General features: G+C 56.1%; 24 protein-coding genes. 11 read left to right on the forward strand and 13 right to left on the reverse strand.

Features of this window, described 5'->3' with window-relative positions; genetic code table 11:
- The first annotated feature begins 28 nt into the window (after window positions 1-28).
- Window positions 29-1,402 (forward strand): TolC family outer membrane protein, encoded by a 1,374-nt coding sequence (locus Yoon_RS03955; protein WP_238110360.1) that lies wholly within the window; start codon window positions 29-31, stop codon window positions 1,400-1,402.
- Window positions 1,403-1,471: 69 nt separating this feature from the next.
- Window positions 1,472-2,116, forward strand: a complete 645-nt coding sequence (locus tag Yoon_RS03960) for a hypothetical protein (protein WP_238110363.1) — start codon at window positions 1,472-1,474, stop codon at window positions 2,114-2,116.
- Here the strand turns inward: Yoon_RS03960 and Yoon_RS03965 are convergent.
- Both Yoon_RS03965 and Yoon_RS03970 read right to left on the reverse strand, forming a co-directional pair.
- Window positions 2,113-3,564, reverse strand: a complete 1,452-nt coding sequence (locus tag Yoon_RS03965; RefSeq protein WP_238110371.1) for a cobyric acid synthase — start codon at window positions 3,562-3,564, stop codon at window positions 2,113-2,115. The genes Yoon_RS03960 and Yoon_RS03965 overlap by 4 nt on opposite strands.
- Before the next feature lie 118 nt (window positions 3,565-3,682).
- On the reverse strand, window positions 3,683-4,006 hold the full coding sequence (locus Yoon_RS03970) for a DUF6280 family protein (protein ID WP_090199793.1): 324 nt from the start codon (window positions 4,004-4,006) through the stop codon (window positions 3,683-3,685).
- A 210-nt stretch (window positions 4,007-4,216) separates the two neighbouring features.
- Between Yoon_RS03970 and efp the strand changes: the two genes are divergently transcribed.
- Window positions 4,217-4,780, forward strand: coding sequence for an elongation factor P (efp, locus tag Yoon_RS03975; protein ID WP_113777645.1), 564 nt, complete (start codon window positions 4,217-4,219; stop codon window positions 4,778-4,780).
- A 105-nt stretch (window positions 4,781-4,885) separates the two neighbouring features.
- On the forward strand, window positions 4,886-5,944 hold the full coding sequence (locus Yoon_RS03980; RefSeq protein WP_238110372.1) for a serine hydrolase domain-containing protein: 1,059 nt from the start codon (window positions 4,886-4,888) through the stop codon (window positions 5,942-5,944).
- Here Yoon_RS03980 and Yoon_RS03985 read toward each other — a convergent pair.
- On the reverse strand, window positions 5,934-6,665 hold the full coding sequence (locus tag Yoon_RS03985) for a folate-binding protein YgfZ (RefSeq protein ID WP_238110373.1): 732 nt from the start codon (window positions 6,663-6,665) through the stop codon (window positions 5,934-5,936). The two genes, Yoon_RS03980 and Yoon_RS03985, sit on opposite strands and share 11 nt — an antisense overlap.
- The gene (locus Yoon_RS03990; protein WP_238110374.1) at window positions 6,658-8,448 is read right to left on the reverse strand and encodes an ABC transporter ATP-binding protein; all 1,791 of its coding nucleotides are present in this window, start codon (window positions 8,446-8,448) and stop codon (window positions 6,658-6,660) included. The genes Yoon_RS03985 and Yoon_RS03990 overlap by 8 nt, the downstream gene beginning before the upstream one ends.
- Before the next feature lie 127 nt (window positions 8,449-8,575).
- Between Yoon_RS03990 and Yoon_RS03995 the strand changes: the two genes are divergently transcribed.
- Together Yoon_RS03995 and Yoon_RS04000 are read left to right on the forward strand one after the other, a co-directional pair.
- Complete coding sequence (locus Yoon_RS03995; protein ID WP_238110375.1) at window positions 8,576-9,751, forward strand: alanine--glyoxylate aminotransferase family protein; 1,176 nt, start codon at window positions 8,576-8,578, stop codon at window positions 9,749-9,751.
- An 84-nt stretch (window positions 9,752-9,835) separates the two neighbouring features.
- Complete coding sequence (locus Yoon_RS04000) at window positions 9,836-10,423, forward strand: thermonuclease family protein (protein ID WP_238110376.1); 588 nt, start codon at window positions 9,836-9,838, stop codon at window positions 10,421-10,423.
- Between the two features lie 2 nt (window positions 10,424-10,425).
- Here the strand turns inward: Yoon_RS04000 and Yoon_RS04005 are convergent, their stop codons facing one another.
- Window positions 10,426-11,532 (reverse strand): pyridoxal phosphate-dependent aminotransferase, encoded by a 1,107-nt coding sequence (locus Yoon_RS04005; protein WP_238110377.1) that lies wholly within the window; start codon window positions 11,530-11,532, stop codon window positions 10,426-10,428.
- Window positions 11,533-11,609: 77 nt separating this feature from the next.
- Here Yoon_RS04005 and Yoon_RS04010 point away from each other — a divergent pair, with 77 nt between their 5' ends.
- Window positions 11,610-11,771, forward strand: coding sequence for a Tat pathway signal protein (locus tag Yoon_RS04010; protein ID WP_113777638.1), 162 nt, complete (start codon window positions 11,610-11,612; stop codon window positions 11,769-11,771).
- Between the two features lie 50 nt (window positions 11,772-11,821).
- Here the strand turns inward: Yoon_RS04010 and Yoon_RS04015 are convergent, their stop codons facing one another.
- From Yoon_RS04015 to Yoon_RS04035, 5 genes are all read right to left on the reverse strand, one after another.
- On the reverse strand, window positions 11,822-12,253 hold the full coding sequence (locus Yoon_RS04015) for a hypothetical protein (protein WP_238110381.1): 432 nt from the start codon (window positions 12,251-12,253) through the stop codon (window positions 11,822-11,824).
- Window positions 12,246-15,353, reverse strand: coding sequence for a valine--tRNA ligase (locus Yoon_RS04020; RefSeq protein ID WP_238110383.1), 3,108 nt, complete (start codon window positions 15,351-15,353; stop codon window positions 12,246-12,248). The genes Yoon_RS04015 and Yoon_RS04020 overlap by 8 nt, the downstream gene beginning before the upstream one ends.
- A 60-nt stretch (window positions 15,354-15,413) precedes the next feature.
- Window positions 15,414-16,175, reverse strand: coding sequence for an anti-sigma factor (locus Yoon_RS04025; RefSeq protein WP_238110385.1), 762 nt, complete (start codon window positions 16,173-16,175; stop codon window positions 15,414-15,416).
- Entirely contained in the window at window positions 16,172-16,669 is a 498-nt protein-coding gene (locus Yoon_RS04030; protein ID WP_238110387.1) for an RNA polymerase sigma factor, read from the reverse strand. The genes Yoon_RS04025 and Yoon_RS04030 overlap by 4 nt, the downstream gene beginning before the upstream one ends.
- A 95-nt stretch (window positions 16,670-16,764) precedes the next feature.
- A complete protein-coding gene (locus Yoon_RS04035; protein WP_238110389.1) occupies window positions 16,765-17,145 on the reverse strand; it encodes a hypothetical protein in 381 nt (126 codons plus the stop codon).
- 180 nt (window positions 17,146-17,325) lie between these two features.
- Here Yoon_RS04035 and Yoon_RS04040 point away from each other — a divergent pair, with 180 nt between their 5' ends.
- Complete coding sequence (locus Yoon_RS04040) at window positions 17,326-19,626, forward strand: xanthine dehydrogenase family protein molybdopterin-binding subunit (RefSeq protein WP_238110391.1); 2,301 nt, start codon at window positions 17,326-17,328, stop codon at window positions 19,624-19,626.
- A complete protein-coding gene (locus Yoon_RS04045; protein ID WP_238110393.1) occupies window positions 19,613-20,671 on the forward strand; it encodes a DUF2235 domain-containing protein in 1,059 nt (352 codons plus the stop codon). The genes Yoon_RS04040 and Yoon_RS04045 overlap by 14 nt, the downstream gene beginning before the upstream one ends.
- Here the strand turns inward: Yoon_RS04045 and Yoon_RS04050 are convergent.
- Both Yoon_RS04050 and metF read right to left on the reverse strand, forming a co-directional pair.
- Entirely contained in the window at window positions 20,633-21,112 is a 480-nt protein-coding gene (locus tag Yoon_RS04050; protein ID WP_238110394.1) for a PaaI family thioesterase, read from the reverse strand. The two genes, Yoon_RS04045 and Yoon_RS04050, sit on opposite strands and share 39 nt — an antisense overlap.
- A 37-nt stretch (window positions 21,113-21,149) precedes the next feature.
- Window positions 21,150-22,016: a methylenetetrahydrofolate reductase [NAD(P)H] gene (gene metF, locus Yoon_RS04055; protein ID WP_238110396.1), complete on the reverse strand. Its 867-nt coding sequence runs from the start codon at window positions 22,014-22,016 to the stop codon at window positions 21,150-21,152.
- A 91-nt stretch (window positions 22,017-22,107) separates the two neighbouring features.
- Between metF and Yoon_RS04060 the strand changes: the two genes are divergently transcribed.
- Window positions 22,108-23,013, forward strand: coding sequence for a LysR family transcriptional regulator (locus tag Yoon_RS04060; protein WP_238110398.1), 906 nt, complete (start codon window positions 22,108-22,110; stop codon window positions 23,011-23,013).
- 88 nt (window positions 23,014-23,101) lie between these two features.
- Complete coding sequence (locus Yoon_RS04065) at window positions 23,102-23,890, forward strand: inositol monophosphatase family protein (RefSeq protein WP_238110400.1); 789 nt, start codon at window positions 23,102-23,104, stop codon at window positions 23,888-23,890.
- Here the strand turns inward: Yoon_RS04065 and Yoon_RS04070 are convergent.
- Complete coding sequence (locus tag Yoon_RS04070; RefSeq protein WP_238110964.1) at window positions 23,887-24,618, reverse strand: rhomboid family intramembrane serine protease; 732 nt, start codon at window positions 24,616-24,618, stop codon at window positions 23,887-23,889. The two genes, Yoon_RS04065 and Yoon_RS04070, sit on opposite strands and share 4 nt — an antisense overlap.
- Between the last annotated feature and the right edge of the window lie 18 nt (window positions 24,619-24,636).

Below are 24,636 nucleotides of genomic sequence, written 5' to 3' on the forward strand. Positions count from 1 at the left end.
GCGCGACAAATAAAGTGAGTAAGAACCCATGAAGAAACGCAATCGGTTTGCTGCGCTCGCAGTTGTGGCTTCAATTGTTTTCGGATCCGTCGCCAGCGCAGAAACGCTATCGGCGGCGCTGACCGCTGCTTACAACAATTCGGGTCTGCTTGAACAAAACAGGGCGCTGTTGCGGGCCGCTGATGAAGATGTGGCACAGGCTGTTGCCGCAACAATGCCCGTGATCGCCTGGTCTCTTTCCGCGTCAAGCACGGCCAGCGGGTCCTTGACGGGCTCGGACCGCATAATCACCAATTCGGGACTGGCCGCAATCAGCGGCAGCTTGACCCTATATGATGGCGGATTGAACCGGCTCTCTATCGACGCCCAAAAAGAATTGGTGCTCAGCACGCGCCAGACATTACGGGGCATCGGGCAAGATGTGCTATTACGCGCTGTGCAGGCCTATATGGATGTGCGGCGCAACCAAGAATTTGTGCAGCTTCGTGAAAGCAACGTGCGTGTGATTACACAAGAATATCGCGCTGCCCAAGATCGGTTTGATGTCGGTGAAGTCACGCGCACGGACGTCGCATCTGCCGAGGCGCGGCTAGCCGCGGCACGCAGCCTGCTGGCTGCTGCACAGGGTGCCTTGGTACAGTCGATGGAAGAATACAACGCGGCAATCGGCCATATGCCGGGAAGTGCGCCTGCGGTATCCGCAGCCCCCGTATCGCAAACTGTCACACAGGCAAAAGAATTTGCGGTGCGTAATCATCCCAGCGTGCTTGAAGTGCAGCATTCGGTCGCCGCAGCAGAACTGAACATCCGTCGCGGCGAAGTTGCCGTAATGCCGACTGTTGACCTAGAAGGGTCGATCTACACGGATGAAGAAGGCACTAATGGCGGAACAATAGAGCTGAGCATCGGCGGTCCCATCTATTACGGTGGGCAAATTGCAAGCGTGATGCGCCAATTGATCGCGAATCGTGACGCTGCCCGCGCGGGTCTTTATGTCACAACGGCCGCCGTGGAGCAGCAGGTTGGCAACAGCTATGCATCGCTGCAGATCGCACAGGCTTCGCGGCTTTCGTCCGATCAGCAGATTAGCGCCGCGCGCGTCGCGTTTGAAGGTGTGCGCGAAGAGGCGACCTTGGGATCACGCACCACGCTTGAGGTGTTGAACGCCGAGCAAGAGCTTCTGGATGCGCAAGCCAGCCGGATTTCGAGTCAAGCAGATGAGGTGATTGCATCTTATGCGGTTTTGGCCGCAATGGGACTGTTGACCGCAGAGCATTTGCAGCTTCCGGTACAGCAATATGATCCGACCGAATATTACAATTTGGTTAAAGATTCTCCGGCTCTATTGTCCGAACAAGGTCGGTCACTAGACCGCGTGTTGCGCGCGATCGGCGAAGAATAAGCTAATAGTTGTTTAACGACTCGTAATCAGTTAACTTTTTAGGTGTAGATATGGAACGAGGGTTACGACATGTCCAACACGGCACGCACAGGAAATGTTGACGACGCATTGCTGAAGTCTGTGCGCAGTCTTGTGTCTGTTCGTACAGGCGAAGAACCTGCACCGAGCAGCGTCGTTGAGCGTTTGGTTCTGACGCCTGCGCTTCGCGTTGATACGGCCGAAGATGCGCCAGAAGCAGCGCCAGCCACGGTTACAACCGACATAGAAGATGAACCCACGTTTCGCCACGCAGACGAGGTTAGCAAGATCCTCGTACTGGAAACAGCCAAACGGACCGAGCGCGCCGGGCTAGAGGCGACGATTGCTGAACTTGAAGCAGCGGTCACTTCGCAAGCTGAAGACTGGGAAGCTGACGAAGGCGAAAACCTTGATGAAACCGAATGGGCGGCAGCGGCGTTTCAGTCGCGCCTTGTTGATTCGTCCACGCTGGCAGAATATTCGCCAATCATGCGCGAAGCACTGGGCCTTGAGCAAGATATCGCTGATACGGACAGCCCTGCTGTTGGGATCGATGAAGAGGCATTGCGTGGCTTGGTTGTTGAAATCGTACACCAAGAGTTAAGCGGCGAATTGGGTGAACGGATCACCCGCAACGTCCGCAAATTGGTGCGCCGTGAAATCAACCGTGTTTTGGTGAGCAAGGGGCTCGACTAGATCGGGCCCGCAAGATCAATCAACCGATCCAAATCCATATGTGTTTCAAGATGGCCTGCAAGCGCGTCGAGCGTGCGATCAAGGTCCTGCGTATAGTTGTGGTGTTCGATCGGCTTTCCCAGATCCGCTAAAAAGGCGGCGCGGAACTGATCGGCTGCAAATAAACCATGCATATAGCACCCTTTGATCTGGCCGTTTGGGGATGCGGCGCCTTCCGCGCGCCCCTCAAGCGATAGCCATGCGCGTGCGCTATCAGGGCCTTTGGTTTCACCGATGTGGATTTCATAGCCGTGGACGGTATCGCCGGTGGGCAGATAGATGGCCTGGGACAGCGCGAGCCGTTTGTGCTGTTTCATGACGGTCTTGACGCCAAGTAAGCCCAGCCCTTTGACCCGGCAAGGCGGGCCTTCGATGCCGTCTTCGTCAACGATGTCGGTGCCCAACATCTGATAGCCGCCGCAAATCCCTAAGACTTGTCCGCCGCGCCTAACGTGGGCTTGCAGATCGATGTCCCAGCCTTGCGCCCGAAAGTCTTCCAAGTCTGCGATCGTGGATTTAGAGCCGGGAATAATGACCAGATCGGCATCACCGGGCAGGGGGCGTCCAGGTTCGATAATTTCGACGCTGACGCCGGGCGTTGCCGAAAGCGGATCAAGATCATCAAAATTGGCAATTCGGTTCAAACGCGGCACCGCGATTTTGATCCCATCCCCTTTGCGGCTGGCGATATCCATGACGTCTTCGGCGGGCAGACGCCAAGCATCTGCAAACCATGGGATCACCCCGAGATCGGCCCAGCCCGTGCGGGCAGCGATTGTGGTCATGCCTTCGGCAAACAGGCTGGTGTCGCCACGGAATTTATTGACGGCAAATCCTTTGATCCGGGCGCGGTCGTCTTCGGGCAAAACCACATGGGTGCCAACCAATTGCGCAATGACCCCGCCGCGATCAATATCGCCCACCAAAACAACGGGAACGCCCGCCGCATCCGCAAACCCCATATTCGCGATGTCGCCTTTGCGTAGGTTCACCTCAGCGGGGCTGCCTGCGCCTTCGACAATGACCAGATCACGCCCCGCGCCGATGCGTGCAAAGCTTTGTAGCACTGCTGGCATGAGCTGGGCCTTTTGGCTGCCGTAATCGCGCGCCTTGAGCGTGGCAAAGCGCTTGCCCTGCACGATTACCTGTGCGCCGGTGTCGGTCTCAGGTTTCAGTAATACAGGGTTCATGTCCACCATCGGTTCCAACCCGCATGCAAGCGCCTGTAGCGCCTGCGCGCGCCCGATTTCACCACCATCAGCGGTGACGGCAGCATTGTTAGACATGTTTTGAGGTTTAAACGGCGCGACAGACAGCCCGCGTTTGACACAGGCGCGTGCGATGCCTGCAACCAGCATGGATTTGCCGACGTTAGACCCGGCCCCTTGGATCATGATTGCTTTGGTCATTGCGCCCCACTTTCACCGCGACAATAGGGTCAGAGAAATGCCGGGGAAAGCCACAAACGAAAACGCAGCCCCAAAGGGCCGCGTGTTCATAAAACGTTTACCTAGACAGGTGTATTGGCTAGGCAGCGCGTGCTTCCTGTTCGGCCGCGTTGCGGCGTTCGCTTTCTTCTCGGGACAGGGCAACAGAGGTGCGCACACCCTTGCCAACAAAGTCCATCAAGCCGCTGACAACGCGCTCGTTCGGGTCAATACCTGCGCAAGACAGGACTTCGCGCCCGTCGCGTGAACGTGCCCAGCGGGCGATTTGTTCGGGGCCGTTGCCATATTTCTTGTCATCGGCAATCGCATCATCAAGCGCAGCAAGCACAACAGCGGCGAATAATTTGCGTGCACGGTTACCTTGTTCGTTGTTGAAGGCGGTACCGTCGACGAAATCTCTCATCATGCTTCCTTTTTTTTGCTCTTGTAGTTCCCGAGTGAGGGGCAATATGCATGTTTGAACCCGATTCGGGGGTTCTCTTTTGGAATGGCAGCTATGCATTTTTTGCATAGCTTGGGGTGCCGTTCGCCTGATCTTGCCAGCTCACTGCCCACGATATATAGGCCTTGTTGAACACCAATCAACCTTTCTAATCGCGAAGTGAAGTCTTAGATGCCTAAAATTAACGGTAATGAAATCCGGCCCGGCAATGTTTTGGAACATGAAGGCGGTCTTTGGGCAGCTGTAAAAATCGATCACGTGAAGCCGGGTAAGGGCGGCGCTTTTGCACAGGTGGAACTGAAAAACCTGCGCGACGGCCGTAAGTTGAATGAGCGCTTCCGCTCTGCCGATAAGGTTGAGCGCGTCACGCTTGAACAGAAAGACCAACAATTCTTGTTCGAAGCTGATGAGATGCTGACGTTTATGGACACGCAAACCTATGACCAGATTGCATTGCCTGCGGATATTCTTGGGGACCGTCGTCCGTTTTTGCAGGATGGCATGACCGTCAAAATCGAATATTACGGTGAAGAAGCATTGAACGTGACCTTGCCGCAAAAGGTCGTCTGCAAGATTGCCGAAACAGAACCGGTGGTTAAAGGGCAAACCGCTGCCAACAGCTTTAAGCCTGCGACATTGGACAATGGTGTGCGCGTGATGATCCCGCCATTTGTTGGCCAAGACGAAAGCATCGTCGTCAACACCGAGATTTTCGAATACGTTGAGCGTGCTTAAAACGCTAGGCGAGCGACAGATCAAAGGCCGCCAATTTGGCGGTCTTTTTTGTTTTCGCGATGAAGAATTCCCATTTTTGGGCACGCATTAGCAGAAAGGGCTGTCGTGGAAAAAGATACGGTTCTCCGCGAAACGACATTTTGTTTGCAACCCTTGGCCAAAGCGTTTGACCAATGCTTTGCGCAAAGCGGGTTGGTATCCGCCGGTTTTGGGTTTCAGCAAGGCGACGATGCCCCGCAAATTTATGTGGGCGGCACCCATAGCACGGCTGACGCGACCCCCGTGTCTGTTGACGCCGCCTGGCACATCGGGTCGATTACAAAGACATTTACTGCGGCGCTGGCGTTCATGCTGGCCCAAGATGGGTTGATCGACCTTGATGCGCCGGTGATAGCGTACCTGTCCGATGACGCGGCGGACATGGATCCGAGTTGGCGAGAGATCACACTGACCCAAGTTCTGTCGCATAAGGCGGGTCTACGCCCGAACCCGGACCGGGCAAGCATGCGGGCGCTTTATAACGAGGCGCTTAATCATTACCAATTTTTGTCGGCGTGTTGGCGCGCCCCATTGCCCCCAAAGCCCGGCACATTTCGATACTCGAATATTGGGTATATCTTCGCGGCCCATGTGCTGGAAGCAGTGTCTGGACAATCATGGGAAGACCTGCTGCGTAATCGTATCGTTGCGCCCCTTGGTCTGGCGTCAGTTGGGATTGGACCACCCTCTGATCTTTGTGGACACCGATCCTTTCTGGGGCTTTTTAGACGCCCCGTCGCGCCTGATGCACGCATGGCAGACAACCCTCCGCTTTTCTCGCCCGCCGGGCGTATGCATCTGTCGATTCCTGATATGTTGATCTGGGGGCGGTTCTTGCTGACAGCACAGCGTGGCGAAACCGATTTGCTCGAGGCTACTAGCGTTCAGCGCATGATGGATACCGGCGACGGTGACTATGGGGCGGGGCTAATGCGGTTTCAAATCCCAGGGACCGATTATGTCGCTTGGGGGCATGATGGATCTAACCGTCTGTGGTACGGGCTTTTGGCGCTTGTGCCTGAGAAAGATGCGGTCGCGTTTGTGATTAGCGGCGAGGGCCGCATCAACAAAGTTGCCAAGCTTGGGGTAGCCCTATTGGATACGGCGCTTGCGGTTAAGGCGTAATCTTGGCTGTCGCGGCTGTCAAAGGACCAATGGCGCGGTCAAAGCGTAGATAAGCCAGGGCGTAACCCCCAGACTGTGTGAAAAGCGTTCCAACGGTTTTGCCATCGGCATTTACGATCTCTGTCCCTATGGGGGCGGCACCATCAATGCGAACCTGTGCCAGCCCTTTGCGCAGCGTGGTCTTATGCTTCATCCGGGCGATGATCTCTTGGCCGACATAGCAGCCTTTTTTGAAATCAACGCCATTGAGCTGCTCAAATCTGGCCTCGAGAATATACGTCTCTGGTGTCAGTTCGATCCCGGTTTCCGGGATTACATGGGCGACACGCAAGCTGTCCCAATCGGTGGCATCGCTGACGTCCGTCTCACTATAGGTGCGCCAGCCCAAGTCGGGATGCCGGGGGTCTTGCAATGCGTTTTCAGGGGCGGGGCCAGTCCCGCGAGATACGATCAATGTGGTTTCTTCAATCGTTACGGCCGCGCGCAAGCGGTACATCATCAGGCGTTGCGCGAGCGTCGGCGCGTGGCTTTTCGCGACATCGATCAGCAGCCGATCTTCTTGTCCGATCACAAAGAAATCCGCGATGTATTTCCCCTGCGGGGTCAAAAGCGCGGCGTAGATGATGCCGCCGGTGGCTTTTTCCACGTCATTGGTGATCAGCCCTTGCAAGAATGACACGCGATCAGCCCCGCCGATGGATAATATAGTGCGGTCAGTCATGATCTTCGCTTTTCTCTTGAGAGAATTGTAAGTGGTACAGGTCTGCGTAGATGCCGCCGCGCGCGATCAGCTCGTCATGGGTGCCTTGATCAACAGCACGACCATGATCCATCACCACGATAGAATCCGCGTTACGCACGGTTGATAGGCGGTGGGCAATCACCAGTGTTGTGCGCCCGGTGGAAAGCTGTTCAAGCGCTGATTGGACAATGGCCTCTGATTTGGTGTCCAGCGCACTTGTTGCTTCGTCGAGCAGCAAAATCGGCGTGTCGCGCAATAGCGCGCGCGCAATAGCGACACGTTGCCGTTGACCGCCCGACAGGTTCGATCCGCGCGGACCTGCGGGGCTGTCCAACCCATTTGGCAGCATGGGCAAGAAGTCACTGATATGCGCCGCATCAAGAACCGCTTTTAGGTGCTCGTCCGACACGTCTTCGCGGCCCAACAGAATGTTATCGCGCAAGGTTTCATCAAAAAGTGCCGCGTCTTGGGCGACAACCGAGAATTGCCCGCGTAGATCCGCGAGATCAAAATCTTTGATCTCAGTTCCGGCGATGGTGACACTGCCCGATGTGGGTTCAACAAGCCGGGTCAACACGTTAAAGATTGTGCTTTTTCCCGCGCCGGATGCCCCGACAAGCGCGGTGGTTTTTCCTGCCTTGGCGACGAAACCCGTTCCGCGCAGCACTGGCAACTCGCCGTAGTGCATATTCACGTCATCAAGCACAATTTCAGGGCAGCCCGAAGTGATAGTTGCGGGGGCCATTGGCGATACAATCGATGGTTTGAGGTTCAACACCTGCTGAAGCCGCTCCACGCTGGCGGCGGCCATTTGCCATTGACCGCTCATTGCGCCAAGGCGGCGCAGCGGGTCAAATGCGAGCGACATTGACGTAAAGAATGCCATAAACTCACCATTGGTCTTTTCGCCCGCCATGATCTCGGTGCCGCCATATAGCATCACGCCCATAAACCCGATCCCGGTCATCACATCGATAAGCGCAGGAACGGTGGCTTGCCCTGCAGCAGTGCGGACGTTGGCTTTGATGGCCTCTTTGATCAAGCGACTGTAGCGATTGCCTTGATATTCTTCGAGCGCGTTCAGCTTGATCGGGTTGATACCGTGGAATACTTCGTCCAAACGGGTCGAAATCCTTCCAGCGATTTCACGCGCGTGGCGCGCGCGTTGGCGGATATAAGATTGCACCATCAGCGAGGGCATCACCAGTATCGGTATGCCGACGACGGCGATCAACGTCCATCGCCAGTCGAGCCACATCGCAAAGCCAAACAAGCCAATAAGTGACACCAAGTCGCGACCAAGAGCGGTGATAATCCCGCTCCAGATAGAATTGATCGAGCTAACATCGCCTTGGACCCGCTCAATGAGTTGGCCCGGGGGGTGAACCGCGTAAAATGCGCTGTCAAGCGTCATCATATGGCGCAGCAGATGTTTACGCATACTCGCCGCGGTCAGTTGCACGATAAGCGCCATTAACAATTTCTGTGCACTGGACGTAATTGCGCGGACAATAAAGATGCCCAACACCCCAAATGCGACAAAGTACAGGGCGGTTACATCGCCCGCAGTGAACACATCATCAAACATTGGCAGGATCATCCGCGGAATCACCGCGAGCATGGAACCTTCGATCACCATGAAAAAAATCGCAGCCACCAAAAGCCATTTGTGAGGGCGTAGATAATCCTTCCACAGCCACCAGAACAATGTGAGTGTGGATTGCGATTTGCTAGGGTCTACCGGGGGGAGAGGCGCGGCCATCGCGTGTCCTTTAGATCATGTTCATGCACGTCTAATCTTAAATAGGGGGGCGGGGCAAGTTCGCTAGACTTGACGCGGCCTAACTTGGGCGTACTGTCAGCCGGTAACCACTATCGAAAGCACTCCCATGTCTCTGTCTTACGGTCGCCAATATCTGGCGATTCCCGGTCCCTCGGTGATTCCTGATTCTGTTTTGCAAGCGATGCACCGCGCGTCGCCCAATATCTATGAAGGCGAATTGCACGATCTGACGGCTAGCTTGATCCCCGATCTGAAATATGTTGCGATGACCGACCACAATGTCGCGATATACATCGGCAACGGGCACGCCGCCTGGGAGGCCGCTCTGGCCAATGTCGTGGCCCCCGGCGATACCGTGCTTGTTCTTGCAACCGGTCGCTTTGGGATCGGTTGGGGGGAAATGGCCGCAGGCGTTGGCGCGCAGGTCGAGATCATGGATTTTGGTGCGCAAGCGGCCATCGATTTGGCCCGCGTCGAAGAGGTCCTTGCCGCCGATACCGCTGGCCGGATCAAAGCAGTCATGGTCGTTCATGTTGATACGTCAACAAGCATCAAAAATGATATCGCTGGGCTGCGGGCGGTGATGGACCACGCTGGGCATTCTGCGCTTTTGATGGCCGATTTTATCGCGTCGTTAGGATGCGACCGGTTTGAAATGGATGCTTGGGGTGTCGATGTCATGGTGTCGGCCTGCCAAAAAGGGCTGATGACGCCTGCCGGGATCAGCTTTGTGTTTTTTAACGACAAGGCAGAAGCGGCACAAAGCGCCACGGTATCCCGCTATTGGGATTGGCGCCCGCGCATCAAACCAGAGGTCTACTATCAGTATTTTGCAGGCACCGCGCCAACGCACCACCTGTACGGGTTGCGCGCAGCACTTGACCTGATCAAGGCCGAAGGGCGCGAGGCCGTCTTTGCGCGGCACGCTAAAATCGCGCAAGCCGTATGGGCCGCGATTGACGTCTGGGGTGTTGATGGGCCGATGGCGCTGAACGTGGCCGATCCTGCGCAGCGGTCCCATGCCGTAACATCGGTTGCAATGGGATCATCCGCGGCAAAGGACCTGCGCCGCTGGACCGAAGAGAAATGCGGGCTGACGCTTGGCATCGGCTTGGGGCGTGACCCCGAAGAAGATTACTTCCGTATCGGCCACATGGGGCACCTAAGCGGGCATATGATCATGGGCGCGCTGGGCACGATTGATGCAGGGCTTAAAGCACTCAACATTCCACACGGGCGCGGCGCACTTGATGCGGCGTCAGAGGTGATTGCGACCGCTTAAGTGAGGTACAGCTTCATTTTGCTATTTTGAGTTGAACTGGGTACGCTTCATTTGTGACGTGCTTGTTCAGCGAGGGGTAGTGAGTTGGAAGTTTTACTAGCAATCGGATTGTGCGCGGCGTTCTTTTGGATATTGGCGGGTCGCAAAGATAAACATGGCCCGCCACCCAGTTCGCGCAGGGTGCCGCCCAAAGTGCGGCCCGTAAAAAATAGCGCCCCATTTCAGGCGAAAACGGCGCATAAAGTATCACCCGGATATACTTTACGTGGGAAGGCTTATGTTGTTGATGGCGACACTGTGGTCATTCAGAAAAAGCAAATACGCCTCTACGGAATTGATGCACCTGAAATGAACCACCCTTATGGCAAAAAAGCCAAATGGGCGTTAGTTAATATGTGCAAGGGACACGTTATTCGCGCGGATATAAGTGAAACCGATGCCTATGGGCGCAACGTTGCGCGCTGCTATCTCGAAGATGGCCGCGATCTATCTGAAGAAATGGTCAAACAAGGGCTGGCGATTGACTGGCCAAAATTTTCGGGTGGTCGTTACGCGTCCCATGAGGTCTCTGATGTGCGTAAAAAACTATGGCTTGCTGACGCGCGTCAAAAAGGGAGAATGCATGTCTGGAAAGAGTATGAAGCGCGGCAAAAGAACCGCGCTGAATCATAAGACTAGCACCGCGCCACCTCCAATGCCTTTGGTAGGGCATCTGCAAACGCATCCATCTCCGCAGATGTGCCGCAGCTGACCCTGATGCAGCGGTCTTGTGGGGCGACGAAGGGCATGCGCACGAAAATGCCTTCGGCGATCAGGGCCGCCAGCAGGCGCCGGGCGAAATCGCCGTCTTGTCCGCAATCAACGGCGACAAAGTTAGTGGCCGACGGCAGGCTTGCCAGCCCGTTGTCACTTGCGATTTGCGTGATGCGGGCGCGTGATCGCGCGATTTCAGTCGTGACATTTGCAAGCCAGTCCTGATCTTCCAACGCGGCCAATGCCCCCGCCTGCGATATCCGCCCCATGCCAAAATGATTGCGCACTTTGTTAAAGGCGTCAATCACCTCTGTCGCGCCAATGGCGTAGCCTACGCGTGCGCCCGCCATCCCATGTGCCTTGGAAAAGGTCCGCATGCGGATCAGGTTTGGATTGTCGATCTGCATTGTGGGTGCGGTGCCTGCGGGCGCCATCTCGATATAGGCTTCGTCCAAGACCAGCAGCGCCCCGTCGGGCGTATTTGCGATCATCTGGTCGATCACATTCGCGCTGTGCCATGTGCCCAGCGGGTTATCGGGATTGGCGATATAGATCAGCTTGGCGTCGACCTTGCGGGCCTTTGCGATCAGGGATGCAGGGTCTTCATGGTCGTTGACATAGGGCACTTTGTGCAGGACCCCGCCAAAACCCGCGACGTGGTAGTTGAAGGTCGGGTAGGCCCCGTCGGAGGTGACAACCGGGTCGTCTTGCCCCACGTATAGCCGTACGAGAACGCCCAAGAGCGTATCAATCCCTTCGCCAACCATAATGTTTTCGGGTGCCACGCCGTGATGCGCGGCCAAGGCTGCGCGTAAGTCATGGCTTTCTGGGTCGGCGTACATCCAGACCTCTGACGCGGCTTTTTGCATCGCGGCAATCGCGCGCGGAGAGGGGCCGAATGTGTTTTCATTCGCACCAAGACGGGCGATGAACGGCTTACCGTTCGCGCGCTCTGCGGCCTCGGGGCCGACGAAAGGAACAGAGGCGGGCAACGATTGGGCGAGGCGGGTCAGTGCAGGTTTTGTCATGGGCGCTAGATAAGCCGGGGCTTGAAACCAATGCAATCGTGATTATCTGAGAATCATTCGCAACAAGAGGGTATAGGATGAAGTTATCACGCCGCGGGTTCCTCGCAAGCACAGGCGCAGCCGTCGCCATGCGCGCCGCCCCGCAGATCGCCAGCAAGACTGGTGGCCGCAGGGTATTGACGTTGGTCTACGATAAAGGGCTAGGCATGATGCGGGCGGTTGAGCGGGTGGTGCGCTAGGTACAGCTGTATTCCAGATACTTTTGAACCTATTGAACGAAGATACAGAATTAGCTGTCGATCCACAGCGGAACAATGATCTCGAAGCAGCGCGCTGAAGTGACGGGTAATTTGTAAGTAAAAAACAACCTAGTCTCACCGTTGCCCGTGTTGTCATGCTCGGATGCGACAACCAAGTCATCTGAATCGTAAAGCTGACAAATAACCATTTCTCCAAACTGGGTGTCGGGAATGACTATTTCGTAAGGATGTACCAATATCTTTGGATGTGATCTGAGTTCCACGTCATGAATTTCTTCATAGACGATCCCATCAGAGGATGGATCGTCAAAACCTCCTCGGTATTGAGCCAGTGCTGCGCCACTCGAAGCTGAAAAAAGTACTAACACCACAGTTGACAGGAGGGTTCGAGAATTCATTTCTACACCGGTCGATTTGAAAGTGCTCGCCACATTTCGGCGAGCACTTTTAGTTTCACCCAATCTCTTTCAACCGCGCGATTGCCGCCTTGATCTGCGCTTCTTCGCCTTCGCGTAAGGCTAGGTTCTCTTTCGCTTCGGCGACAACCTCATCCGGGGCGGAGGCCACGAATTTGGGGTTGTTGAGCCGTCCGCGCAGACCGCCCAATTCTTTGGCCAGCTTTTGCAGTGTTTTTTCAAGCCGTGCGATTTCTTCGGGCACGTCGATCAGATCGGCAAGCGGTAGACCGAATGTGCCGCCGTCCATTGGGATCGTGACGCAGCCCTTTGGGAAGGCGTCGACAGCTGTAAGGCTTTCGATCCGCGCAAGCCGTTGGATCAGCACATGGTTGTTGTCCCAAGCGGATTGGCCTTTTGCGTCAAGCCCTGTGACCACCAGCGGCACCTTGGCGCCTGCGGGCACGTGGCTTTGCGCGCGGGCAGAGCGGGTGTTGTCGATCAGGTCGATCACCCAGTTCATTTCGCGGTCTGCGTCAGCGTCAACCAGTTCCGCTGCCGTGTAGGTCGGCCAATCGGCGTGCACCAGCATTTTGGCGCGGCTGTCCGCAAGGCCCCACAGCTCTTCGGTGATGAACGGCATGATCGGGTGCAACAGGATCAGGCATTGGTCCAGAACCCAGCGCAAGGTTTGCTCTGTCTCTGCTTTGGCGGCGGCGTCTTCGCCTTGCAGGATCGGTTTTGAGAATTCCAGATACCAGTCGCAGACCTTGCCCCATGTGAACGCATACAGCGCGTTGGCGGCGTCGTTGAAACGGTAGGATTCCAGCGCTGCATCGACCTCTTCACGGACTTTACCGGTTTCGCCGATGATCCATTTGTTCAGCGTTTGCGTGGCTACGGGGACTGCCGGATCACCCGGATAAGCGATTTCATAGTGATCGGCAAAGCTGAACGCGTTCCAAAGCTTGGTGCCGAAATTCCGATACCCTTTGATCCGGTCCTCGGAAATTTTCAACACGCCACCAAGTGCCGCCATCTGCGCGTTTGAGAACCGCAGCGCATCCGCGCCGTATTCGTTGATCATGTCCAGCGGGTCGATGACGTTGCCCTTGGTCTTGGACATTTTTTCGCCCTTCGCGTCGCGCACAAGCTGGTGCAGATAGACGGTGTGGAACGGGTCGTCTTTCAAAACGGCTTGCGACATCATCATCATGCGCGCGACCCAGAAGAACAGGATGTCTTGGCCGGTGATCAACACGTCACCGGGGAAATATTTCATCGCGTCGTTATCTTCGGGCCAGCCGAGCGTACCAAATGGCCAGAGGCCGGAGGAGAACCATGTGTCGAGGACATCCGGGTCGCGGTACAATGGGTAGACGATCTTGTCGTTCTCCAAGCCTGCGATCATCTCTTCCCTTGCCGCAGTGGCGTCTTCAACGAAGATAATTTGTCCCGCATTAAATGGATGCCAAGCATCATCAAGCACCGACTGCGCCTTCGCCTTAGCTTCGGTCTCGTTGCTTGCGCAAAAGTTGATAGGATCGGCGACGCCCAAGAGTTCTTTGAGTTTCGCTATGGCCTCTTCTGTTCCCTCGAATGTGTTTCCCCCAATAGCCGATTCAATCTGTGACAGGTCCGGCCCATACCAAACCGGGATTTGGTGTCCCCACCAGAGTTGGCGCGAGATGCACCAAGGTTCGATGTTTTCCAGCCAGTGATAAAAGACCTTTTCGCCTGATTCAGGCATGATTTTGGTGCGGCCTTCTTTCACGGAATCCAGTGCAGGGCCGACGATTTTATCGGTGTCGACGAACCATTGGTCCGTGAGCGCAGGCTCGATTACGACTTTTGACCGGTCGCCGAAGGGCTGCATGATTTTCTTGGCTTCGACGAATGGTACGGTCTCGGTCACTTCGACCTTATTGCCGTCTTCGTCTTTTTCAGTGCGGGTCACATCGTGCATGACGGCGTTGCCTTCAGACGTGATGTCTTCAACGACCTTTTCGCGCGCATCAAAACGGTCCAACCCGCGGTATTCCTCGGGGACCATATTCATCGCGGCGATCATCGCCTCGTCGAATTTTTGTTCGCCGTTGGCGATGGCTTGGGCGGTTGCGGCTTCTTCCACATAGGGCGCGCCGTCTGCGCGCATCGCGCCTTTCGTATCCATCAAGGAATACATCGGAATGCCGCCGCGCTTGGCGACTTCGTAGTCGTTGAAATCATGCGCGCCGGTGATTTTCACCGCACCCGATCCGAAATTCATATCAGGGTAAGGGTCGGTGATGATCGGGATCAGGCGGCGCTGTTCCTTGGGGCCGACAGGAATTTCGCACAGTTTGCCAACAATCGGGGCATAGCGTTCGTCGTCTTTATGCACCGCAACCGCGCCGTCACCCAACATGGTTTCAGGCCGGGTTGTGGCGATAGAGATATAATCGCGGGTCTCGCGCAGGGTGACGTTGCCGTCTTCGTCTTTTTCGACGTACTCGTATGTTTCGCCACCCGCGAGCGGGTATTTGAAGTGCCACATGTGGCCGTCGACTTCGATGTTTTCGACCTCAAGATCGGAAATCGCGGTTTCAAAATGCGGGTCCCAGTTGACCAGACGTTTGCCGCGGTAGATTTTGCCTTGGTTATAAAGTTCGACAAACACCTTGAGCACAGCATCATGGAAGTTGCCGGGTTTTTCAGACGCGGGGGCGCTGGACGCGCCGGACATGGTGAACGCGGACCGCGTCCAATCCATACTGTCACCCAGACGCCGCGCCTGCTGTTCGATCATGCCGCCTTTTTCGCCTTTCCATTCCCAGACCTTTTCAAGGAATTTTTCGCGGCCAAGTTCCGTGCGTTTAGGCTGGCCAGTTGAAGCCAGTTCTTTTTCAACCATCAACTGCGTGGCGATGCCTGCGTGGTCCAGCCCCGGCTGCCAAAGCGTGTCATACCCTTGCATCCGTTTCCAGCGCGTCAGCATGTCCATGATGGTGTGGTTGAACGCATGGCCGACGTGCAAATGGCCTGTGACATTGGGTGGCGGCAACATGATCGCGAATGTTTCATCGCGGCTGGCGTTTGCGCCCGCTTTGAACGCGCCCGCGTTTTCCCACATCTCATAGATGCGTGCTTCGGCAGTTTTTGCGTCGAATGTCTTGTCCATGGCCATTGTCACGTTCCCAATATTCTTTGTGACCGAATACCTAATGGCTGGGCCAAGGGAAAGGGGCTATAGCTGGTTATAGATACTGACGGCCAATTGGTTCAGCGCATCGCGGTCGACATCACCGACAATGGCATAGCTCAAGTTTGCGTCTTCCCAGTAGAAACTGCCCGTGTCGCCAGTCTGGTTGTAGTTAAACGATGCTAACTGCCCGGTGGCCCCCTGCACGGCGAACAGGGTGATGCGCTTGCCGGATGCATCTTCATACATGAACTGCGCGGCGGGACCTTCTGTGGCCGACACTAAACGTCCGCCGACTAGCGTAAAGCCGTTTGAGGTCAGGTCTGGGGCCTGCAACGGTTCGCCGACCCGGTTGGACAGCCAGCGGATCAGGGTTTCCTCGTCAGAGGCCGCGACCTCAACCGGACGGTGCGGATCGATGCTGTAAATGGCGTGGGCTTGCACGGCTTCTTGGACAAGGTTGGCCATCAAGACGGGGTCGGTTTGGTTGCCGCGTGCGATCCAGCCTCCGGTCACGCCTACGGCCAACATTGCAACGGACGCGGCGATGGCGGACCATGACAGCCCGGTCGGTGCATTGATGTTGGCCGGTTCCGCAGGGAATACTGGCATCACGGGTGGAATATCGCGCGCGGGATAAAGCGCATTGATCGCATCGTTTTGTTGTTCCCACGCGGTTACATCGTCCAGCGCGTCGGGGTTTTCGTTCAAATAGGCCTCGACCAAGGCCATATCCGCATCATCCAACTGCCCGTCCACAAAGGCGTGCAGCATGTCGGCTGTGATTTTATCGTTCAACGCGCTCATGATACTGGGCTTTCAACTGGTTGCATTGCCGCCTTGAGTGCGGCGCGTGCACGCCCCAAACGTGACATAAGCGTCCCGATGGGAATATCCAATGTTGCGGCCGCTTCTTTGTAGCTGAGCCCACCAACGACGACGCTTAACAGGGCTTCGCGCTGATCTTCGGGCAAGGTTGCCATGGCGCGTGCGGTTTCCGCGAGCGCCAGTTGGTCTGCCAACGTATCGATGGCAGGCACTGTTTGCGCGATATCATCTAGCGGGGCGGTTACATGGCGGCGGGCCGGTGCACGCAGTTGTGTGCGATACGTGTTGAGCAGTACTTTCATCGCCCAAGATTTGACTGTGCCTGTAGGTTCCCACATCGCGCGTTTGCGCCATGCCCGTTCAACCGCATCCTGCAATAGATCATCCGCTGCGTCACGGTTACGCGTTAATGCAAAAGCATAGCGCCATAGATCGGGCAGGCAGTCCGAGATTTGCTGCTGGAAGTTGCTCATATGTGCGAGGGGTATCCGTGCCCGATTGCTTTCCCGGCCGACCGTAGCGGCCGGGACGCAACGCGTAAAGATGCAACTCGTAAAGACGTTTGTGTTTAAGGGCGCGCAAGATGCCAATTACCGCCGACGCCGTCGCCCGTTATGTCACCCGGAGCGCGGTCATTCACCCAAAGGTACAACGGTTGGCCGTCATAGGCCCACTGCATGCTACCATCATCACGGGTGATCACAGTAAACGCGTCTGATGCTGTCGCATCCGCTGCTGCAGCCAGTGGCGGCCAGTTGACGGCACACCCGCCGTTACATGCGGATGTCGTGGTCGTGTCTGGGTCAAATGTATACAGGCTCATGCCGTCTGCATTTGTAAGAATGCCGTTTGTGTCGATAGCTGGCGCACTTGCATGGCCCGCTGCATACGCGTCATCACATGCGGCAAGACCTACGATTGTTGTCAAAGCAAGAATAGAAAGTTTCATAAAAATACTCCGGTTTTGTTTGGTGTCGCTGCCGGCCTATCCGGTCAGTTACTATACCAATGGTTGGGGGCCGGGTTTTAATCCCGAGATTTGAATTTTTTTTCACACAAACCTGTCTATGGACATCGCACGATGCGTGTTTAGGGTAGTGCGCAGAACGCCAAAATCGGGATCAAGCGGATGGAAAAATTCGGCAAAAGCCAATCGGTAACGCGGGTCGAAGATGTGCGGTTCGTGACCGGACATGGCCGCTATATTGATGATATCGCGCCGCAGAACGCGCTTTACGCATATTTTTTGCGGTCATCCGTTGCACATGGTGTGATTGCCGCGCTTGATCTTGACGACGCGCGGGATATGCCCGGTGTGCAGCTGATTGTCACCGTGGATGACCTGATCGCGGCAGGCGTCAAAATTGGTCTTGGAGCAGCAGTTGCCAAAAATCGCGATGGCACGCGCGGCGCAAAACCTGTGCGACCGATACTCGCGCAAGGGCGCGTGCGCCACGTCGGCGAGGCGATTACCATGATTGTCGCGGATAGTCTGATCGAAGCTAAAGACGCTGCCGAGGCCGTCGGCCTTGAGATTGATGATCTACCCGTACATGTGGATTTAGACGTTGGTGGCGATGCGATCCATGCTGAGGCCCCCAATAACCAAGCATTCGATTTTGGGCTAGGCGATGAAGACGCGACCAAAGCGGCGATTGCCGCTGCCGCGCATGTGGTCACGGCGGATGTTGCCGATAACCGCATCATCGTGAACGCAATGGAGCCGCGCGGATGTTTCGCGGAAATCACAGATGGCCGTTTGCATCTGGCCTTTGGTGGGCAAGGGGTGTGGGGGCTCAAAAATGATCTGGCGATGCACTTTGGGATGGATAAAGCTGATATTCGTGTGACGAACCCTGACGTCGGTGGCGGCTTCGGGATGAAAGGCATGCGCTATCCCGAATATTTCGCGGTCGCCCATGCTGCGCGTGTGTTGGACCGACCCGTGCGTTGGATGTCCGAGCGGACAGAGGCGATGTTATCCGATAATGCGGGCCGTGATTTGACCACAAAGGCGACACTGGCCTTTGATGAAAACCACCGCATCGTGGCCTATCATCTTGATACGATCGCGAATATGGGTGCCTATAATTCGGGCTACGCGCAGCCGATCCAGACCGAATTGTTTTCCAAGGTCATGATGGGCACCTACGATGTGCAAACAGCCTATATGGGCTGCGTCGGCGTGTTCACGAACACGACGCCTGTGGATGCATATCGTGGTGCGGGGCGCCCCGAAGCAATCTTTGTGCTAGAACGCGTGATGGACGAAGCCGCGCGTCAAATGGGCGTTGACCCATGGGCCCTGCGCGAAAAGAATTTCATTCAGCCTGACCAGTTCCCATACACATCGGTCACCGGCGTGACCTATGACGTGGGTGATTTCGCAAAGGTGCTGCACCGGGCCGCGTTTGAGTCTGATCGCGACGGGTTCGCCACCCGTAAAGCCGCAAGCGCGGCCAAGGGGCTGCTGCGTGGGCAGGGGCTTTGTTACTATATCGAAAGCATTTTGGGCGACACCGAAGAAACCACAAAGGTCGCATTCACAGATGATGGCGCGCTTATATTCGTGGGCACCCAATCCAATGGGCAAGGACATGAAACCGTCTATGCACAATTTCTTGCAGATCAAACGGGGATCCCTGCGGATCAGATTACCGTCGTGCAAGGCGATAGCGACCAAATCGCCAAAGGTGGCGGCACAGGTGGGTCACGTTCGGTGACGGTGCAAAACACCGCGACTTTGGCAACGGTTGGGGTGATCATCGACGCGTTCCGCGCGTTTCTTGCGACCGACCAAGGCGTTGACGCCGCTGTCATCAGCTTTGATGATGAAAGGTTCCGGGTCGCGGGATCAAACCTGACACCAACGATGCTTGAAGTCGCCGAAATGGCCCGTGATGCGGGGCGCGAGGATTTGTTGACGCATACGGCGACAATTGATCTCGAAAACCGGAGCTTTCCAAATGGGGCCCATATTGCAGAGGTCGAGATTGACCCTGAAACTGGCGTTGTCGCCGTTGATCGCTACTCAGTGGTCGATGATTTCGGGAATTTGATCAACCCGATGCTGGCAGAAGGCCAAGTACACGGCGGTGTGGCCCAGGGGATCGGGCAGGCGCTGACAGAACGGGTGGTGTTTGACGAATCCGGGCAGTTGTTGACCGCAACATTCATGGATTACGGGATGCCGCGCGCGGATGACATTCCGATGATCCGTTTTGCGACCGAAAGCACGCCTTCACTGAACAACCCGATGGGGATGAAAGGCTGTGGCGAAGCAGGCACCGTAGGGGCGCTGGCGGCCGTGGCGAATGCGGTTGTGGATGCGCTCTGGGATGTGGGTGTGCGGCAGGTTGATATGCCGTTCACGCCGCACCGGGTCTGGAAAACCATCGCAGAGGCAAAGGAAAACAGTGCAGCTGCGTGATTGGTTTTTTGGGCTTTTCGGGCGGCGTGCACGCACCGAAGAAGGGGGCATTCGCGGGCGGGGGCCTGCGACCCACGTCGTGGTGCTTGATGGTACACGCTCGTCATTAGAACCAGGATGCGAAACCAATGCCGGGCTCACATTTAAGCTGCTCAACGAGGTAAGTGCGCGTGCAAACCTGACCGTCTACTACGAGGCGGGTATTCAATGGCGCGACTGGTCGGGGACATGGGATGTGATTACGGGCAAGGGGATTAACCGTCAAATAAAACGTGCTTATGGCGTGATCGCATCACGGTATCGGCCCGGCGATAAGATCATTCTGGTTGGCTATTCTCGTGGTGCCTATGCTGTGCGTTCGCTTGCGGGGGTGATTGACGGGATTGGGCTGCTCAAACCAGACCATGCGACAGTGCGCGGGGTGCGCCAAGCCTATAGGCACTACCGCAACGGTGATACGCGTCCAGTGGCGACGCGGTTTCGCGAGATTTACTGCCATGATGCTGTGCAAATCGAAGCCGTGGCCGTTTGGGATACGGTGAAAGCGCTGGGCGTACGACTGCCAATATTGTGGCGTTGGACGCCGACACAGCATGGGTTTCACAACCATGCGTTGGGCGCACATGTGTTGAACGGGTTCCATGCGCTGGCGCTGGATGAACGCCGCTTGGCCTACGCGCCGGTGATGTGGCAGCGACCGGCCGATTGGACTGGGCATATGGAACAGGTCTGGTTTCGCGGAAACCACGCGGATATTGGCGGGCAGGTGGGCGATCACCCGCAGGCGCGACCTTTGGCGAATATACCATTGGTTTGGATGCTTGATCGGCTGTCAGATTGCGGCGTGCCTTTGCCCGACGGTTGGCGCGCACGGTTCGCGCAAGACGTGGATGCCCCGTCGATTGGCCATTGGCGCGGCTGGTCAAAGGTGTTTCTGGCGCGCCGCAAACGCGTGGTCGGGCGGTGCACCTCAGAACGTTTGCATGACACTGTCACGCCCGCCGCGTCAGCTGGGGTTAATCTGCATGATCAGGCAGGTGGTTGACCCGGTTGCATAGAGCTTGCCATCCGCTACGCCTCTGATTTCGCCATGCGAAACCCCGGTCGACCGTCCCGCGTGATCTAAAACCCCGGTGGCAATGATTTCCATGCCAATAGGGATCGCGCGGATCAGGTTCACCTTATACTCAAGGGTTGTATAAACCGCACCCTTTGGCACAGCGGTCATCACCGCGCAGGCCATACAACTGTCAAGCAAGGTGCCATACCAGCCGCCATGCACACCGCCCATTGGATTTGTGTGCTGATACTCTGGGCGAGCGCGAAATGTCACTTTACCCAGAGCAACGGTATCGAGCTGGTAATTCATCCCCCGCGCAATCGGCGCGCCTAGACCGGGTTCGGTAAGCATTGTTTGAAGATAATCCAACCCCGACATGGATAGCATACGGTCGCGGTCGGGCAGGGTATAGGTCGTAGTTGTCATCAGGGCCTCGGGCATTGTTTGGCCAAAGGCTGACGGCTTAGGCGACGTTCTGCAAGCTCGCTTTTGGGGTCACGCCAAGCGCATGGCAAACGTCGCGGGTTAGTTCAGGACGGTTGAGCGTATAGAAATGCATGTGATCAACGCCGCCTTGGCGCAGGTCATCGCATAGTTCTGTAGCGAGTGCTGTTGCCAATAGATCCGTTGTGCCGTCGCGCGTCGCATTTTCAAAGGCGTCCGTGACGACCTGCGGGATCGTGGTGCCGCACATTTTAGCAAAACGTTGGGTACCAGCCCAGTTTTCAATCGGCAAGATTCCGGGCAGGATAGGGGCGTCGATACCTGCCTTTGCACAGGCATCGCGGAACCGGAAGAACGTATCGGCCTCAAAGAAAAACTGCGTGATCGCTGATGTCGCGCCTGCATCGATTTTGCGCTTGAGAAAGGCGATGTCAGCGGCTTGGTCTGCGGCTTCGGGGTGTTTTTCAGGGTAGGCGCCGACGCGGATGTTGAATTTACCCGTGTCCGCAAGCGCGCCAATCAATTCAACCGAGCTGGCAAACCCTTCGGCATGGGCGGTGAACCCATCCGCCCCTTTGGGGGCATCGCCACGCAGGGCCACGATTTCGCGCACACCTTCTTGGGCGTAGCCTTCGGCGATTTCTAGCGTTTCTGTTTTGGTCGCGTCGACACACGTCAAATGCGCCGCCACGTTCAATCCGCTGGTCTTGTGAATCGTGCCCACAGCCTCGTGCGTCAATTTGCGGGTTGTGCCGCCTGCACCGTAGGTCACGGATACAAATGTTGGATCAAGAGGAGCGAGCGTGTTCACGCAATCCCAAAGCCGGAACGATGCCGCGAGCGATTTGGGCGGGAAGAATTCGAATGAAACAGTTGTATTTGACATGGGCGGACCTCTCTCTTGTGCTGGTTGTATCGCAGCTTTATTAACATGAGGCAAATTCATAACTTTCACCACGATCATGAGGGCGGTTCATATGCATATCGAATTCCGGCATTTACGGACCATCAAAGCCATCCATGATACCGGGGGGCTGGCCCGCGCGGCGGAACAATTGCACATCACGCAAAGCGCGCTGAGCCATCAGATCAAAGGGATCGAAGATCAGGCGGGTGTGGAACTTTTTGTGCGCCGGTCAAAGCCGCTCAAGCTTTCTGCGGCGGGTATGCGGATGCTTGCAGCCGCAGAAAACATCCTCCCGCAGGTCGCAGCGCTTGAAGCCGAGTTTTCAGGGCTGATTCAGGGCAGCGCAGGGCGTTTGCATATCGCGATCGAATGCCATGCCTGTTTTGAATGGCTGTTTCCCGTGCTTGAACAGTTCCGCAAAGCTTGGCCAGAGGTTGACGTTGATATCCGGCCGGGACTTGCTTTTGATGCGTTGCCTGCCCTGCGTAAAGAGGAAGTCGATCTGGTGGTCTCATCCGACCCCGAAGATCTGCCCGAGACGGATTTTACACCGCTTTTCGACTATGAACCCGTGTTTGTGGCGTCTAAGATGCATCCGCTCGCACAAAAAGAGGTGATCGAGGCTGAAGATTTTCGTGGCGAAACCTTGATCACCTATCCGGTTGACCGGGCGCGTCTGGATGTCTTTTCAGAGCTCTTGATCCCCGCTAAAATAGAACCTGGATCAGTCCGTCAGGTTGAGCTGACGGCAGTGATATTGTTGCTCGTTGCATCAAACCGTGGTGTGGCTGTGTTGCCCGATTGGGTGGTGAGCCAAGTGCGGTTTAACTCGGACTATGTAACGCGGCCGCTGACCAAGACAGGGATCACAAAACGTCTTTATGCGGCGACGCGGTCTGATGATACGCACCGTCCATTTATGGCGCATTTGATCCGCTTGGCAAAACAAGAAGCTGTTAAACTGCAACGCCGCTAACGGGTTTGCTGAATTGCGGCATTGCCCCTTGTTCTGCGCGTCATGACGGCCTATACGCCGCGCTTGATCCCGAACCCGGAGAAGTCCAATGGCTGGCAGCGCAAACCTGAACGTGATGATGAAAACCGCCCGTAAAGCGGGGCGCGCATTGCTCAAAGACTTTGGTGAAGTTGAACAATTGCAGGTCAGCGCCAAAGGCCCCGGCGATTTTGTTAGCCGTGCCGACCGGACCGCCGAAGAAACCATTCGCGAAGAATTGCTGCACGCCCGCCCGACCTATGGGTTCTTGGGTGAAGAAGGCAAAGAAATCGAAGGCGCTGATCCGACCCGTCGTTGGATCGTTGATCCGCTTGATGGCACCACAAATTTCTTGCACGGGTTGCCGCACTGGGCTGTCTCTATCGCGCTGGAACATAAAGGTCAGATCGTCGCTGGCGTTGTTTATGACCCTGCTAAAGACGAAATGTTCTATGCGGAAAAAGGCGGCGGTGCTTGGCTGAACGAAGGCCGCATGCGCGTGTCTGGCCGTCACCGGATGATCGAAAGCATCTTTGCGACAGGGCTGCCGTTTGCGGGCCGTGCTGACCTGCCAGAAACCCTGCAAGACCTCGCACGTATTTTACCTGCCTGTGCGGGTGTGCGTCGCTTTGGGGCTGCAGCGCTTGATTTGGCCTATGTGGCTGCGGGCCGCTATGATGGTTTTTGGGAACGCAAATTGCATATCTGGGATATCGCCGCAGGCCTGATCATCGCGCGCGAAGCGGGCGCAATGATCGAACCTATCCGCCCGGACGGTGATATCTTGGCAGACGGCGAAGTCATTTGCTCAAACGAGCCGATTTTTGACAGCTTCGCAAAAGTTGTCCGCAAGGCTTAACGTTTCACCACCGGAATATTGCTGCGCTTATATTGGGTTTCCGGGTGATCCGGATGCCCCTCTGTGCGTTTCCAAAACCCAGTGCTGCCGATCATGAACCAAAACGGTAGCATCAGGACAAACCCGGCGACAAACCCGCCAGCATGCGCCCAATGCGCCACGCCGCCACCGCCCGCGGCGCTGTTCAGACCGTTAAAGATTTGCACACCAAACCAGAACCCAAGCGTGACCCATGCGGGTAATGGGAAGATGCGAAAAAAGACAATGAAGAACACGAAGACATCGACGCGGGCCTTAGGGAACAGCAGGATATAGCCCCCCATCACGCCCGCAATCGCCCCCGATGCACCGACCATTGGCACCAGTGACAGCGGTTGTGACGCATATTGCGCCAGCCCCGCTGCGATCCCGCAAAGCAGATAGAAAATCAAGAACGGCACATGGCCAAGCTTATCTTCAAGGTTATCCCCGTAGATCCACAAAAACAGCATATTGCCTGCCAGATGCATAAAGCCGCTGTGCAAAAACATGGAACTGATTGGTGTCGTCAGCCCGTCGCCCGCGTAAAGCCGCGCAGGGATCAGCCCGTATTCCGCAAAGATGCGGTTAATTTCCCGATCGGTTTGCAATGCGTAGCTGCCAACAAAGATCAGGATATTCAAAAGAATAAGCGCGATCGTGACGTAGGGCACGCGGGTCGACGGGTTGTGGTCGCGGAATGGTAAAATCATGCCGCGACCGTGATT

This window comes from Yoonia sp. I 8.24, from assembly GCF_022096995.1.
Lineage (GTDB): Bacteria > Pseudomonadota > Alphaproteobacteria > Rhodobacterales > Rhodobacteraceae > Yoonia.

Bases quoted from the DNA above. Each gene is read 5' to 3' on its own strand.
- Yoon_RS03955 (WP_238110360.1), top strand. From the start codon at position 29: ATGAAGAAACGCAATCGGTTTGCTGCGCTCGCAGTTGTGGCTTCAATT.
- Yoon_RS03960 (WP_238110363.1), top strand. From the start codon at position 1,472: ATGTCCAACACGGCACGCACAGGAAATGTTGACGACGCATTGCTGAAG.
- Yoon_RS03965 (WP_238110371.1), bottom strand. From the start codon at position 3,564: ATGACCAAAGCAATCATGATCCAAGGGGCCGGGTCTAACGTCGGCAAA.
- Yoon_RS03970 (WP_090199793.1), bottom strand. From the start codon at position 4,006: ATGAGAGATTTCGTCGACGGTACCGCCTTCAACAACGAACAAGGTAAC.
- efp (WP_113777645.1), top strand. From the start codon at position 4,217: ATGCCTAAAATTAACGGTAATGAAATCCGGCCCGGCAATGTTTTGGAA.
- Yoon_RS03985 (WP_238110373.1), bottom strand. From the start codon at position 6,665: ATGACTGACCGCACTATATTATCCATCGGCGGGGCTGATCGCGTGTCA.
- Yoon_RS03990 (WP_238110374.1), bottom strand. From the start codon at position 8,448: ATGGCCGCGCCTCTCCCCCCGGTAGACCCTAGCAAATCGCAATCCACA.
- Yoon_RS03995 (WP_238110375.1), top strand. From the start codon at position 8,576: ATGTCTCTGTCTTACGGTCGCCAATATCTGGCGATTCCCGGTCCCTCG.
- Yoon_RS04005 (WP_238110377.1), bottom strand. From the start codon at position 11,532: ATGACAAAACCTGCACTGACCCGCCTCGCCCAATCGTTGCCCGCCTCT.
- Yoon_RS04010 (WP_113777638.1), top strand. From the start codon at position 11,610: ATGAAGTTATCACGCCGCGGGTTCCTCGCAAGCACAGGCGCAGCCGTC.
- Yoon_RS04020 (WP_238110383.1), bottom strand. From the start codon at position 15,353: ATGGCCATGGACAAGACATTCGACGCAAAAACTGCCGAAGCACGCATC.
- Yoon_RS04025 (WP_238110385.1), bottom strand. From the start codon at position 16,175: ATGAGCGCGTTGAACGATAAAATCACAGCCGACATGCTGCACGCCTTT.
- Yoon_RS04030 (WP_238110387.1), bottom strand. From the start codon at position 16,669: ATGAGCAACTTCCAGCAGCAAATCTCGGACTGCCTGCCCGATCTATGG.
- Yoon_RS04035 (WP_238110389.1), bottom strand. From the start codon at position 17,145: ATGAAACTTTCTATTCTTGCTTTGACAACAATCGTAGGTCTTGCCGCA.
- Yoon_RS04040 (WP_238110391.1), top strand. From the start codon at position 17,326: ATGGAAAAATTCGGCAAAAGCCAATCGGTAACGCGGGTCGAAGATGTG.
- Yoon_RS04050 (WP_238110394.1), bottom strand. From the start codon at position 21,112: ATGACAACTACGACCTATACCCTGCCCGACCGCGACCGTATGCTATCC.
- metF (WP_238110396.1), bottom strand. From the start codon at position 22,016: ATGTCAAATACAACTGTTTCATTCGAATTCTTCCCGCCCAAATCGCTC.
- Yoon_RS04060 (WP_238110398.1), top strand. From the start codon at position 22,108: ATGCATATCGAATTCCGGCATTTACGGACCATCAAAGCCATCCATGAT.
- Yoon_RS04065 (WP_238110400.1), top strand. From the start codon at position 23,102: ATGGCTGGCAGCGCAAACCTGAACGTGATGATGAAAACCGCCCGTAAA.